Below are 14,217 nucleotides of genomic sequence, written 5' to 3' on the forward strand. Positions count from 1 at the left end.
TTTCCTTGTTTTTTGGCGCTCGCCCCGACATTTTGTCCAATCGTAACCGATTCCAGCATTCGACCCATGTCCCACAGCAAGCGCCGAGTGGCCCTTCAAGCTTGCGCAATTAACGCGTAAGCTGCCATAAATTCTAGATTAAACGTTTCAGCAGGCGTATTTTTACGATGTTCGCCGCTGAGTGACCACTGCCAATTGACCGCTCAGTCAGTTAATTTCGAACATATTTACCTACAACAATACCTAGTGCGCTTGTCGCACTAACTAGGAGAACGGCATGCTTGAGCTCACTGTAGAGCAGATATCCATGGGCCAGGTGGCTGTGGATAAATCTGCTGCCTTGCACCTGCTCGCTGACAAATTAGTGGCCGATGGCCTGGTTGCCGAAGGTTATCTCAGTGGCTTGCAAGCCCGTGAAGCCCAAGGTTCGACCTTTCTCGGCCAAGGCATTGCCATTCCTCATGGCACGCCAGAAACCCGCGACCAGGTATTTTCCACCGGTGTGCGCCTGCTGCAGTTCCCCGAAGGGGTGGACTGGGGCGATGGCCAAATCGTTTACCTGGCGATTGGCATCGCGGCTAAATCCGATGAACACCTGCGCCTGTTGCAACTGCTCACCCGTGCCCTGGGTGAAACCGACCTGGGCCAGGCCTTGCGCCGTGCCGGCAGTGCCGAAGCCCTGTTGAAACTGTTGCAAGGCGCGCCCCAGGAACTGGCGCTGGATGCACAGATGATCAGCCTGGGCGTGTCGGCCGATGATTTTGAAGAGCTGGTATGGCGTGGTGCACGCCTGCTGCGCCAGGCCGACTGCGTGAGCAATGGCTTTGCCGCCGTGTTGCAGCAAGTCGACGCGCTGCCCCTGGGCGATGGCCTGTGGTGGCTGCACAGCGAGCAGACGGTCAAGCGTCCAGGCCTGGCCTTTGTGACGCCGGACAAACCCATGCGTTACCTCGGCCAGCCCTTGCACGGCCTGTTTTGCCTGGCGAGCCTCGGTGAAGCGCACCAGACCCTGCTTGAACGCCTGTGTGCCTTGCTGATTGAAGGGCGCGGCCAGGAGTTGGGGCGCGCCACCAGCAGCCGCGCGGTGCTGGAAGTGCTGGGCGGTGAACTGCCGCCGGACTGGCCCAGCGCCCGCATTACCCTGGCCAACGCCCACGGGTTGCATGCACGCCCGGCCAAGATCCTGGCGCAATTGGCGAAAAGTTTTGACGGCGATATCCGCGTGCGCATCGTCGATGGCGCGGTGGGCGCCGTGTCGGTCAAAAGCCTGAGCAAGTTGCTCAGCCTCGGCGCGCGTCGTGGCCAGGTGCTGGAGTTTGTGGCCGAGCCGACGGTGGCCGGCGATGCACTGCCCGCGCTCTTGGCCGCCGTGCAAGAGGGCCTTGGCGAAGAGGTCGAGCCTTTGCCCACCGTGAGCGCACAGCCAGCGCAGGTCGACATCGAACCCGTACTCAGCGCGCCACTGAGCGGTAGCCAACTCCAGGCCATTGCCGCCGCACCGGGTATTGCCATCGGCCCGGCCCATATCCAGGTGCCGCAGGTGTTCGATTACCCGCTGCGCGGTGAGTCTGCCGCCGCCGAACGCCAGCGCCTGCACACGGCCTTGAGCGAAGTGCGTACGGATATCCAAGGCCTGATCGAACGCAGCCAGGCCAAGGCCATCCGCGAGATTTTCATCACCCACCAGGAAATGCTCGACGACCCGGAACTGACCGACGAAGTCGACACCCGCCTCAAGCAAGGCGAAAGCGCCGAAGCCGCCTGGATGAGCGTGATCGAAGCCGCCGCCAAGCAACAGGAAGCCTTGCAGGATGCCCTGCTGGCCGAGCGTGCTGCCGACTTGCGTGACATCGGCCGCCGTGTGCTGGCGCAGTTGTGTGGCGTCGAGAGCGTCCAGGAACCGAGCGAACCCTACATCCTGGTGATGGAAGAAGTCGGCCCTTCGGATGTAGCACGCCTGGACCCGGCCCGCGTTGCCGGCATTCTCACCGCCCGAGGTGGCGCCACCGCTCACAGCGCTATCGTCGCCCGCGCCCTGGGCATTCCGGCCTTGGTCGGTGCTGGCGCTGCGGTGTTACTGCTCAACGCCGGCACGCCACTGTTGCTCGATGGCCAGCGCGGTCGCCTGCATGTGGACCCCGACGCCGCCACCCTGCAACGGGCCACCGTGGAGCGCGACAGCCGCGAACAGCGCTTGCAAGCCGCCTCGGCCCAGCGCCATGAAGCGGCGCTGACTCGGGACGGTCACGCCGTGGAAGTGTTCGCCAACATTGGCGAAAGCGCCGGGGTGGCCAGCGCAGTGGAGCAGGGCGCCGAAGGTATTGGCCTGCTGCGCACCGAACTGATTTTCATGGCCCACCCCCAGGCGCCGGACGAGGCCACTCAGGAGGCCGAATACCGTCGCGTACTCGACGGCCTCAACGGTCGCCCGTTGGTGGTGCGCACCCTGGATGTGGGCGGCGATAAACCTTTGCCCTATTGGCCGATCGCCGAAGAGGAAAACCCCTTTCTGGGTGTGCGCGGCATTCGCCTGACGTTGCAACGCCCGCAGATCATGGAAGCGCAACTGCGCGCATTGCTGCGTGCAGCAGACAACCGCCCGCTGCGCATCATGTTCCCCATGGTCGGCAGCGTGGATGAGTGGCGCGCCGCCCGGGACATGACCGAGCGCCTGCGCCTGGAGATCCCGGTGGCGGACCTGCAACTGGGGATCATGATCGAAGTGCCTTCAGCCGCCTTGCTGGCGCCGGTGCTCGCCAAGGAAGTCGACTTCTTCAGCGTCGGCACCAACGACCTGACCCAGTACACCCTGGCCATCGACCGCGGCCACCCGACCCTGTCGGCCCAGGCCGATGGCTTGCACCCGGCAGTTTTGCAACTGATCGACATCACCGTGCGCGCCGCCCATGCCCATGGCAAATGGGTGGGTGTGTGCGGCGAGTTGGCGGCGGACCCGCTGGCGGTACCGGTGCTGGTCGGCCTGGGTGTGGATGAGTTGAGCGTGTCGGCCCGCAGCATTCCCGAGGTGAAGGCGCGAGTGCGTGAATTCAGTCTGAGCGAGGCCCAGGGCCTGGCGCAACAAGCACTGGCGGTGGGTTCGCCCGCGCAAGTGCGTGCCCTAGTGGAGGCCGTGTAGATGGCGAATATTCTGACCCTGACGCTGAACCCGGCGTTGGACCTCACGGTACGCCTGGCGCACCTGCAACCCGGTGAGGTCAATCGCAGTGAAGCGATGCTCACCCACGCGGCGGGCAAGGGCGTGAATGTGGCGCAAGTGCTGGCGGACCTGGGCCATTACGTCAGCGTGGGCGGGTTCCTCGGCAGTGCCAACCCCCAGGCTTTCAATGCGCTGATCAAGCGCCGTGGGTTTGGCGATGCCTTCATCCGGGTTCCCGGCGAAACCCGTAGCAACATCAAGATTGCCGAACAGGATGGGCGGGTCACCGACATCAATGCACCGGGGCCGCTGGTGACTGAAGAGGCGCTAAAAGCCCTGCTCAAGATGGTCGCGATCATTGGCCCGGAGTTCGATGCGGTGGTGGTGGCCGGTAGCCTGCCGCGCGGCGTCAGCCCGCAGTGGTTTAAAGGTCTGCTGGAGGCGTTGAAGGACCTCGGGTTGAAAGTCGCCCTGGACACCAGCGGCGAAGCGCTGCGCCTGGGGCTGGAGGTTGGGCCGTGGCTGGTCAAACCCAATACCGAAGAGCTGGCCGAGGCCTTGGGTAACGCCACCGATGCCATCAGCCGCCTGCATCAGCAAGGCGTCGAGCATGTGGTGGTGTCCGACGGGGCCGCAGGCGTGACCTGGTACCGCCCAGGTGCGGCGCTGCACGCCACGCCGCCCAAAGTGGCAGTGGCCAGTACCGTGGGCGCCGGCGACTCGCTGCTGGCCGGGATGCTCCACGGTTTGCTCAGTGGCGACACGCCGGAGCACACCCTGCGCCGGGCCACGGCGATTGCCGCGATGGCAGTGACACAGATCGGTTTTGGCATCAGCGATGACGCGCAGTTGGCGCGTCTCGAAAGCGGCGTCGATGTGCGCACGCTGACAGAACAATAAGAGGGTTTGTGATGAAGTTAGCCATTGTTACCGCCTGCCCGAACGGCATGGTCACCAGTGTGCTGTGCGCCCGCTTGCTGGACGCCGCCGCCCAGCGCATGGGCTTGCACACCAGTGTTGAAGTCGTCGATGTGCAGCGCCCGGAGCGCCAGTTGTCCCAGGCGACGATTGATGATGCCGAGTGGGTGCTGCTGGTCAGCAGTACCCCGGTAGATATGCAGCGGTTTGTCGGCAAGCGTGTGTTCCAGAGCACGCCCGCCCAGGCGTTGGCGGATGTCGAAGGCGTGTTGCGCCGTGGGGCTGAAGAGGCCCAGGTGTATGTCGCCAACGCCGCCCCGGTGGCGGCCAAGGCTGCGCCGCGTATCGTCGCGATTACCGCGTGCCCCACCGGTGTGGCCCACACGTTCATGGCCGCCGAAGCCTTGCAGCAGACGGCCCTGCGCCTGGGTTATGACTTGCAGGTCGAGACCCAAGGTTCGGTGGGCGCACGCACGCCGTTGAGCCCCCAGGCGATTGCCGAGGCCGATGTGGTATTGCTCGCGGCCGATATCGAAGTGGCCACCGAGCGTTTCGCCGGCAAGAAGATTTACCGCTGTGGCACCGGCATTGCCCTCAAGCAATCCGAAGCCATCCTCAACAAGGCCCTCGCCGAAGGCGCAGTGGAAAGCGCGGCCAGCGGTGCAGCGGCCAAGGCCGAGAAAACCGGGATCTACAAACACCTGCTCACCGGCGTGTCGTACATGCTGCCGATGGTGGTGGCGGGGGGCTTGCTGATCGCCTTGTCGTTTGTGTTCGGCATCCATGCTTTCGAGCAGCCCGGCACCTTGGCGGCGGCGCTCAAATCCGTGGGTGACCAGGCGTTCCTGTTGATGGTGCCGCTGCTGGCGGGCTACATCGCCTACTCGATTGCCGACCGTCCCGGCCTTGCGCCCGGCATGATTGGCGGGCTGCTGGCGGGGACGCTGGGGGCTGGGTTTATTGGCGGCATCCTCGCCGGTTTCGTCGCCGGGTATTGCGTCAAGCTGATCAGCCGCGCGGTGCAACTGCCCCAGAGCCTGGAAGCGCTCAAGCCGATCCTGATCATCCCGTTATTGGCGAGCCTGTTTACCGGTTTGGTGATGATCTACCTAGTGGGGCCACCGGTCGCCCGCTTGCTCACGGGCCTGACGGACTTCCTCAGCACCATGGGCACCACCAACGCGGTGCTGTTGGGCATTTTGCTCGGCGGCATGATGTGCGTGGACTTGGGCGGGCCGATCAACAAGGCGGCCTATGCGTTCTCGGTCGGCCTGCTGGCCGCCTCGAGCGGCGCGCCGATGGCCGCGACCATGGCCGCCGGCATGGTGCCGCCGATTGGCATGGGCATCGCTACGTTACTGGCCCGACGCAAGTTCGCCCAGACCGAACGCGAAGCCGGCAAGGCGGCGATGATCCTGGGGCTGTGCTTTATCTCCGAAGGCGCGATTCCTTTCGCCGCCAAAGACCCGCTGCGCGTCATTCCCGCCAGCATCGCCGGCGGCGCGTTGACCGGTGCGCTGTCGATGTACTTTGGCTGCAAACTCGCCGCGCCCCATGGCGGCTTGTTTGTGCTGGTGATTCCGAATGCGATGAACCATGCGTTGTTGTACTTGTTGGCGATTGTGGCGGGCAGTGTGTTGACCGGGCTGGTGTATGCCCTGCTCAAGCGGCCGGAAGCGGCCGAGCTGGCCGTTACTGCCTGACCAATACCCTGTAGGAGCGAGCTTGCTCGCGAAGAACTAAAAGGCGCCGCGCTCATTCAGCAAGCCCGCGTGATCGTTGACGTTTTTCGCGAGCAAGCTCGCTCCTAGCGTTGGATCCTGTCATCTGCGCTTCATCCCATCATGCTTTAGTGGCCCTTTTGATACTCAAGAGGGCACCTGCATGAGCCACTTCGATCTGGGCCGCCGCCGTGTGATGCAAGCCGTGGGCGCCGGCCTTTTGCTGCCGGGCCTGGCGCCGGCGGTGATCGCTTCGGTGAAGGACCGACCGCAACTCACTGACGGCGTGCAGTCGGGCGACCTGCAGGGCGACCGCGCCATGATCTGGAGCCGCAGCGACCGCCCGGCGAAGATGGTGGTGGAGTGGGATACCCGCAGTGTGTTCAGCAACCCGCGCCGTTTCGTCTCGCCCCTGGCTGACAGCCGCACCGACTTTACCGCCCGTGTCGAACTCACCGGGCTGCCGGTCGACCAGGCGATTTTCTACCGCGTGCATTTCGAAGACGCCCAGAGCGGCATTGCCAGTGAACCCTGGTTCGGCCACTTGCGTAGCGTGCCGCAACAGCGTCGTGACATCCGTTTTGTGTGGAGCGGCGACACCGTCGGCCAAGGCTTCGGCATCAACCCGGACATCGGTGGCATGCGCATCTATGAAGCCATGCGCCTGCGGCTGCCGGACTTTTTTATCCACAGCGGCGACACCATCTATGCCGACGGCCCAGTCCCCGCGCAGATCACCACCGAAGGCGGGCGCATCTGGCGCAACATCACCACCGAAGCCAAGAGCAAAGTCGCGGAAACCCTCGATGAATATCGCGGCAATTACCGCTACAACCTGCTGGATGAAAACGTGCGCCGCTTCAATGCCGAGGTGCCGCAGATCTGGCAGTGGGACGATCACGAGGTGATCAACAACTGGTCATCGAGCAAGCAGTTGGATGAGCGTTACCAGACCCGCGACATCAACACTCTGGTGGGCCGTGCCCGCCAGGCCTGGCTGGAATATTCACCCATGCGCCGACAGAGCGCCGACGGTGGCGGGCGCATTTATCGCAAGCTCAGTTATGGGCCGCTGCTGGATGTGTTTGTGTTGGATATGCGCAGCTATCGCGGGCCGAATGACGACAACCTGGGCGCTGAAAAACCCTTCCTCGGTCGTGAACAGTTGGACTGGCTCAAGCGCGGGCTCAAGGCGTCGCAAGCGCAGTGGAAGGTGGTCGCCGCCGACATGCCCATCGGCCTGGGCGTACCCGACGGTGAAGTCAGCCCCGGTGTGGCGCGCTGGGAAGCGATCGCCAACGGCGACCCTGGCCCGGCGCAAGGGCGTGAGCTGGAGATCGCCGAACTGCTGGGGTTCCTGCATGAGCACAAGGTGCGCAACCACGTGTGGCTGACGGCCGATGTGCATTACTGCGCGGCGCATCATTACCACCCTGACCGCGCGGCGTTCCAGGATTTCGAGCCGTTCTGGGAGTTTGTGGCAGGGCCGTTGAATGCCGGAAGCTTCGGGCCCAACCCACTGGATAAAACCTTCGGCCCGCACGTGGTGTTCCAGAAGGCGCCACCAGCGCAAAACACCTCGCCGTTTGCGGGTTTCCAGTTTTTTGGTGAGGTGCAGATTGATGGGCAGACGGCGGAGTTGACGGTGATGCTGCGCGATCTCGATGGCGTCTCGGTGTTTGAGCAAAAGCTGCAACCCATCTGATTGGAATGCAATCAAAACTGTAGGAGCGAGCTTGCTCGCGAAAAACTCATAGACGCCGCGTTATTCAGGAAGCCCGCGTTATCGTTGACGTTCTTCGCGAGCAAGCTCGCTCCTACAGAGGGCAGGCATTAGCGGGGTCAGTAGACATCCCGACGATAGCGGCCCTGTTCGATCAGGCGCTCCAGCGCCTCATTGCCCAGGATGTCTGCCAGTGCCTGATCCACGCCCGTCGCCATCCCTTGCAAGCTGCCACATACATAAATCGCCGCGCCATCCGCCAGCCATTTACGCAGCACATCCGCTGATTCGCGCAAACGGTCCTGTACGTAGATTTTCTCCTCCTGGTCCCGGGAAAACGCCAGGTCCAGCAGGGCCAAATCTCCATTGGCGAGCCAGCCTTGCAGTTCGTTCTGGCACAGGTAGTCGTGGGCGATATTGCGCTCGCCAAACAGCAGCCAGTTGCGCTGCTGGCCGTCGGCAATGCGTGCTTTGAGCAAGCTGCGCAGGCCCGCCAGGCCGGTGCCGTTGCCCAGCAGAATCAGCGGCACGGGCGCGTCGGGCAAATGGAAGCCGCTGTTGCGCCGCAAGCGCAGGCTGATGGCCGAGCCGAGGGCGGCGTGTTCGGTCAGCCAGCCGGAGCCAAGCCCCAGGCTGCCGTCGGGGTGGCGTTCCTGGCGCACGATCAGCTCCAGCACACCGTCGCTGGCAATCGAGGCGATGGAGTATTCGCGCATGCCCAGCGGTACCAGCGCGTCCACCAGTGCCTGGGCGTGCAGGCCGACCAGGTGCGTGCGGTTGTCCGGCAGTTGGCGCGTGGCCAGGGCCTGGTCGAGGGTGTGGGCGACGCCGTCGATCACCACGCCGTCGCTGCCGACCAAGCCCAGGCCGGCCAGGAAGTGTTCGATGGCCCAGGGGCAATTACGCGGCAGGACTTCCACCAGGTCGCCAGCCAGCCAGCTATGCGCAGACGTGGACGTCAGGCCCAGCAGGTAGACGGGCGAGCCGACACTGTTGGGGTTGAGCAGGGTGCGTTGGCTCAGGGTCCAGTTTTCGTAATGAGCCGTCGGCCAGGCCGCTGTCGGTGCGTGCCCGGTGAGCTGGCCCAGTTGCTGTTGCCAGGTCTGCAACGCCAGGGTGTCGCCACTGTCGACTTCAACCGGAGCAAACAGCGGGGTGCCGCCCTGGTTGGTCAGCCAGAAATGCAGGCGCCGGGCAAAGCCGCAAAAATGCTCGTACTGCCGGTCGCCCAGGGCCAGCACCGAGTAGTTCAAGCCTTTGAGGGGCAGCGCCTGGCCGAGCACGCTGCGCTCGAAACCACGGGCGCTGTCGGGGGCTTCACCGTCGCCGAAGGTACTGACCACAAACAGCGCGTTTTGCGATTGGCTGAGGTCGTCAGGGCTGACACTGCCCAGGGGCTGCACCTTCACCGCCAGGCCCGCAGCCTGTAATTGCCCGGCCGTTTGCCAGGCCAGTTGTTCGGCAAAGCCGCTCTGGCTGGCGAAGCCGATCAGCCAGGCCGGCGCATCGCTGTGGTTACCTGTCAGACCTTTGCGGGCATCGCGGACCTGGCGCTTTTTACGGCGTCGGTCCAGGTACAGCAGCCAGCCCGTGATGAAAAACAGCGGCATAAGCAGTGAACTGACGGTGAGGACAATCCGCCCGACCAGGCCGAAATAGCTGCCGGTGTGCAGCGCATACACACTGGTCAGCAACTGCGCCTTGAGGCTTTTACTGGCGTAGCGCTCGTGGGATTTGACCTCGCCGGTGGCCGGGTCCAGGTTGATCTGGTTCAGCGCGCGGTCATGGGGCGATGAGTTGAGCAGGTAATACACAGTGGCCGGTTGCCCGGCCACCGGCGGCATCCGAATGTTGTAGGCGCTCAAGTCGGGGCCGGCGTTGCTGTAGATGCTGCTCCAGATCGCGTCGTAGTTGGCCACCGGAGCCGGGCCAGCGGGGGCTGGGCCGCGCTTGCGCATGCGCTCGTTCTGCGGCGCGTCGGACAGCAGTTTGGTCACGCCACGGTTGTACCAGTCGTAGGACCAATACAGCCCGGTCAGTGCCGCCAACAGATAAAACAGCAGGCACCAGGTGCCGAATACCGAGTGCAGGTCCCAATTGAAGCTGCGGCCCTTTTTGCGCCAGTCCAGGGTCAGCCAGACGCGCCAGCTTTTCACCTGGCGCGGCCAGCGCAGGTACAGGCCGGAGAGGCAGAAGAACAACAGGATCAGGGTGCAGGCGCCGGTGATATTGCGCCCGGTGTCACCGATGGCGAGGAAACGGTGCAGTTGCAGGATAAAGCCGAACAGGTCCTGGCCGACCGCGTCGCCCATGTAGTCGCCGGTGTACGGGTCAAAGTAGCGCATCTGGCCACGGCGCTCGCCCGGTGGCGGGGTGAAGGACACGCGGCCGGCGTTGCCGCTGTCGCTTTCTACCCACAGCATGGCCACGGTCTTGCCTTCGGCCGCTTCCAACTTGCGTACCAACTCGGCGGGCGGCAGTACACCGGCTTCGCGTTTCTGCACGCTCAACACGGTGGGGTTGAGCGCCCGCAGGATCTCGTCCTGAAACGAGTACGTGGCCCCGGTGACCCCCATCAAGGCCAGCACCAGCCCGGCCGTGATGCCGAAGAACCAATGCAACTGGAACAGGGTTTTCTTCAACACGTCGGAGCGCCTCGCTTAGCTGGATATCTGATCACGGCGCGCATTATGCCGTGAGTTGCCTGGGAACACGCAAAAGCCCCACGCATCCGATGTGTGGGGCTTCTGGCTGGAACTTTACCGCTTTTAGAAGTGGAAGCTGGTGGTCAATAACGCCGTACGACCGGCCGCCTGGTTGGCGAAGTGCGTGGAGAAAGCCTTGTCGTAGTAGGTCTTGTCAGTCAGGTTCTGCACGTTCAATTGCAGGTCGACGTTCTTGGTCAGCTTGTAGCTGGCCATGGCGTCGTAGCGGGTGTAGGAGGGTACATACACCGTGTTGCCGACGTCGCCGTAAACCTGATCGACATAGAAGGCGCCGCCGCCGATGGTCAGCTTGGGCGTCACGTCGTAGGTGGTCCACAGGCTGAACGAGTTCTTCGGCGTGTTGGGCATTTGGTTGCCCTTGCTGGAGCCGGAACTCACGACACCGTTACGCCCGTTGAGGCCGGATTTAACCAGTTCGCTGTCCAGATAGCTGTAGCCCGCAAACACCTGCCATTGTTCGGTAATTTTGCCGCTGGCGGACAACTCGATGCCATCGACCTGAGATTCACCGGCGTTCTGGTAGGTGAGTGCATCCACCAGGATGCGGGTGTTTTTCTTCTCGGTGCGGAAGATAGCTGCGGTCAGGGACAGGCGGTCGTGGAACAGGTCCCACTTGGTGCCCAGTTCGTAGTTGACGGTTTCTTCTGGCTGCAAGTCGCTGGTGGCGGCACCGGCAGACAGTGGGTTGCCGTCGGAACCTTCGCCTATCAGGCCACCGGCTGGCGTGGCCGATGTTGCGTACGAGGCGTAGATGCTGCCGTTCTCCACCGGCTTCCAGACCAGGCCGGCCTGCCAGTTGAAGAACTGGCTATCGTCCTTGATCTTGGTGCGTCCGGCGACGGCGTTGGTGTTGGCTTCGGTGTCAAAGGTGTCGTAACGCAAGCCTACGTTCAGCAGCCATTTCGGATCGAGCTCGATGGTATCGAACACGTACGCGGCGCGGCTGGTGGCCTTGGTGTTGGTGCCGTTGTAGTTGCGGGTGATGCTGCCGTTCCAGGCATCGTCGGGGTTTGGGTTGCTCAGTGAGGTGCACTGGCCGCCCAGGCTGCCCTTGGCGGTGGTGCACACCGGGTTCGCATTAGGGCTGACGGTGTAGCCACTGACACGGGTTTCTTCACCAGTAAATTCCAGGCCAGTGGAGTAAGTGTGCTTGAAGCCCAGGGCCTGGAAGCTGCCAAACAGGTCAGTCTGGTTGGTGGTTGTGGTCGTGGTGGAGACACGGCTGTTGGCGCGGCGCCAGACGGTGCCATAGCGGTTGACGTTGAACTTGCTGTCATCCGGCTGAGTGAGCACATAGTCCTGGCCGGTGCTGCCGTGGCGCAGGGTGTTTTTCAGCGTCATGTTGTCGTTCAGGTCGTGCTCGATGGAGAACGTGCTGATGTCCGCGCGGGTCTTGCGGAAGTCACGGCTTTTCAAACCGTAGAAGTTGTTGCTGTCGCCGCCGTCGTTGGGTTTGTCATGCACGTGGGCCGTGGCGGTTGCTGAGCCATAGCCATACGGAATCCCCGAATCCGGCAGGTCATCACTTTCCATATGGTAATAACTGAGGTTGACGCGGGTCGGCGTGCCCAGGCCAAACGTCAGCGACGGTGCCACGCCCCAACGGTCGTAGTTCACCGCATCGCGGCCAGCCACGTTTTGTTCATGGCTCATCAGGTTCAGGCGGAATGCCGCGCTGTCGTCGAGGAACTGGCGGTTCACGTCGAGCACGTAGCGGCGGGTCTGGTCGGAGCCGTAGGTAAAGCCGCCGTTGGTGAAGTCCCGCGCTTGTGGGGTCTTGCTCACCAGGTTGAGGCTGCCACCGGCCGAACCACGGCCGCCGAACGAGGAGTTGGGGCCTTTGCTGACTTCGATGGACTCGATGTCGAAGATCTCGCGGCTCTGACCGCCGGTATCGCGTACGCCATCGAGGTAGGTGTCGCCCTGAGCGTCAAAACCACGGATGAACGGACGGTCGCCCTGAGGGTTGCCACCTTCACCGGCACCGAAGGTGATACCCGGTACGGTGCGCAAGGCATCCTGCAACGAGGTGGCGGCGGTGTCCTTGAGTACTTGTTGCGGCACCACGGTGACCGAACGTGGCGTGTCCACCAGCGGTGCGGTGTACTTCTGCGACGAGGCTTTTTCGACCTGGTAGGAGGTGTTGTCCTGCTCTTGCCCTGTGATGTTGGTGGCGCCGAGGGAGATAGGGTTGCGCTCGCCTTTTGGCTCGGTATTTTCAGCCGCCTGCGCCAGGTGGGCGGCGGAGCCGGCGCTCAGAGCTACGCCGATGGCCGAAGCCAGCATGCGTGGTGAACTGACCGGTATTTTTAGAATAGTGCGCGACATGACGTGTCCCTTCCCCAAGGATGTGAGGCCGCGGAATATAGGGCCAACAAGACTTTGTATCAATTGCGAGATATTGCTATTCGCATCAAATTTACATTCTTTACACTTTTTTGTTACGGAATTTGCCTTCTCGTTCGTCCCCGTGTTTTACAGGGCGGATAAGAATCAATACCATTGACGCCTCTCTGATCGCAGGTATTGCCCCATGTTGCTGCACATTCCCGGCCTGTTCTCTCGCGAGGAGGTGCTGCGCATTCGCCAGGCCCTAGAAGAGACCGAATGGGCTGACGGCAAAATCACCGCCGGGCACCAGTCGGCCAAGGCCAAGCACAACCTGCAATTACCCGAAGGCCACCCCCTGGCCAAGGAAATCGGCGCGGCGATGCTGGAACGGTTGTGGAGCACCCCGCTGTTCATGTCGGCCGCGCTGCCGCATAAAGTCTTCCCGCCATTGCTCAACTGCTACACCGCTGGCGGCAGTTTCGACTTTCATATCGACAACGCGGTGCGCCAACCCAAAGGCAGCCATGAGCGCGTGCGCACCGACCTTTCGTCCACGCTGTTCTTCAGCGACCCCGACGACTACGACGGTGGGGAACTGGAGATCCAGGACACATTCGGCGTACAGCGAGTCAAGCTTCCTGCCGGCGACATGGTGCTGTACCCCGGCTCCAGCCTGCACAAGGTCAACGCGGTGACCCGTGGCGCGCGCTATGCCTCGTTCTTCTGGACCCAAAGCCTGGTGCGCGAAGACAGCCAGCGCACCTTGCTGTTCGAGATGGACGGCGCCATTCAGCAACTGACCCGCGACGTCCCCGACCACCCCGCGTTGATCCAACTCACCGGCACCTACCACAACCTGTTGCGCCGCTGGGTCGAGGTCTGAGCATGGGCTTTTTATTGCGCCGCGAAGAAGTGCTCAATGTCGAGCAATTACAAAGCATGCTCGATGATTCCCCGGTGCGCGCCGCCCAGGCCATCCTGATCGCAGCCAAGGCAGGTGTGGTCGATGCCCAGGCCCTGCTCGGGCAAATATTGCTGGAAGGGCGCGGCATTGCGCGCGATGAAGCCTTGGCGCTGCGCTGGTTCCAGATTGCCGCGCAGGGCGGGCACCTGATGGCGCGCAATATGACCGGGCGCTGCCTGGAGCATGGTTGGGGCTGTGCCGTCGATGAAGCAGCAGCCGCGCAGGAATATCGCCGGGCGGCACACGCCGGGCTGGATTGGGCGCAGTACAACTACGCCAATCTGCTGGCGACCGGTCGTGGCGTTGTAGAAGACCAGGCGCAAGCACTGGCGCTGTATCGCCAGGCCGCCGAGCAGGGCCACGCCAAGTCCATGAACCTGCTCGGGCGTTACCTGGAAGACGGGCAGCATTGCCCCAAGGATCTTGAGGCGGCTGTCGAGTGGTATCGCCGTTCAGCCGAGGCAGGGGATTTTCGCGGGCAGTTCAGCCATGCGGCAGTGCTGGCCGACAGCGGCCAGGTCGATGCGGCACTGGAGTGGTTGCACAAGGCGCTGGAAGGCGGGAATCTCAAATTCCTGCGAACGGCGCACAAGGCCCTGGCGCTGGCGGACGATCCGCGAATTCGCGCCATGGCCGAGGCCTACCGACAACGAGCCGCGACCTGATCGTTCCCACGC

8 protein-coding genes are annotated in these 14,217 nt (G+C 63.1%); 6 read left to right on the forward strand and 2 right to left on the reverse strand.

Annotated elements, in window-relative coordinates; translation table 11 throughout:
* Positions 1-277 precede the first annotated feature (277 nt).
* The 4 genes from ptsP to HU731_RS20105 all read left to right on the forward strand — a co-directional run bounded on the left by ptsP (position 278) and on the right by HU731_RS20105 (position 7,501).
* Positions 278-3,136 carry a phosphoenolpyruvate--protein phosphotransferase gene (gene ptsP, locus HU731_RS20090; protein ID WP_186608199.1) on the forward strand — a complete coding sequence of 953 codons (2,859 nt, stop codon included), beginning with the start codon at positions 278-280 and terminating at the stop codon, positions 3,134-3,136.
* A complete protein-coding gene (pfkB, locus tag HU731_RS20095) occupies positions 3,137-4,057 on the forward strand; it encodes a 1-phosphofructokinase (protein ID WP_169913539.1) in 921 nt (306 codons plus the stop codon).
* An 11-nt stretch (positions 4,058-4,068) separates the two neighbouring features.
* The gene (locus HU731_RS20100; RefSeq protein WP_186608198.1) at positions 4,069-5,778 is read left to right on the forward strand and encodes a PTS fructose-like transporter subunit IIB; all 1,710 of its coding nucleotides are present in this window, start codon (positions 4,069-4,071) and stop codon (positions 5,776-5,778) included.
* A 181-nt stretch (positions 5,779-5,959) separates the two neighbouring features.
* Positions 5,960-7,501, forward strand: coding sequence for an alkaline phosphatase D family protein (locus HU731_RS20105; protein ID WP_186608197.1), 1,542 nt, complete (start codon positions 5,960-5,962; stop codon positions 7,499-7,501).
* 137 nt (positions 7,502-7,638) lie between these two features.
* Here the strand turns inward: HU731_RS20105 and HU731_RS20110 are convergent, their stop codons facing one another.
* Positions 7,639-10,164, reverse strand: coding sequence for a PepSY domain-containing protein (locus HU731_RS20110; protein ID WP_186608196.1), 2,526 nt, complete (start codon positions 10,162-10,164; stop codon positions 7,639-7,641).
* A 123-nt stretch (positions 10,165-10,287) separates the two neighbouring features.
* Positions 10,288-12,573, reverse strand: coding sequence for a TonB-dependent receptor (locus HU731_RS20115; protein ID WP_186608195.1), 2,286 nt, complete (start codon positions 12,571-12,573; stop codon positions 10,288-10,290).
* Between the two features lie 205 nt (positions 12,574-12,778).
* On the opposite strand from HU731_RS20115, the gene HU731_RS20120 reads away from it, so the two are divergent.
* Complete coding sequence (locus tag HU731_RS20120) at positions 12,779-13,459, forward strand: Fe2+-dependent dioxygenase (protein WP_186608194.1); 681 nt, start codon at positions 12,779-12,781, stop codon at positions 13,457-13,459.
* Between the two features lie 2 nt (positions 13,460-13,461).
* Positions 13,462-14,205 carry a tetratricopeptide repeat protein gene (locus HU731_RS20125; protein ID WP_186608193.1) on the forward strand — a complete coding sequence of 248 codons (744 nt, stop codon included), beginning with the start codon at positions 13,462-13,464 and terminating at the stop codon, positions 14,203-14,205.
* The last annotated feature ends 12 nt before the right edge of the window (positions 14,206-14,217 follow it).

Origin of the sequence: Pseudomonas salmasensis (genome assembly GCF_014268375.2) — a bacterium.
GTDB lineage: Bacteria > Pseudomonadota > Gammaproteobacteria > Pseudomonadales > Pseudomonadaceae > Aquipseudomonas > Aquipseudomonas salmasensis.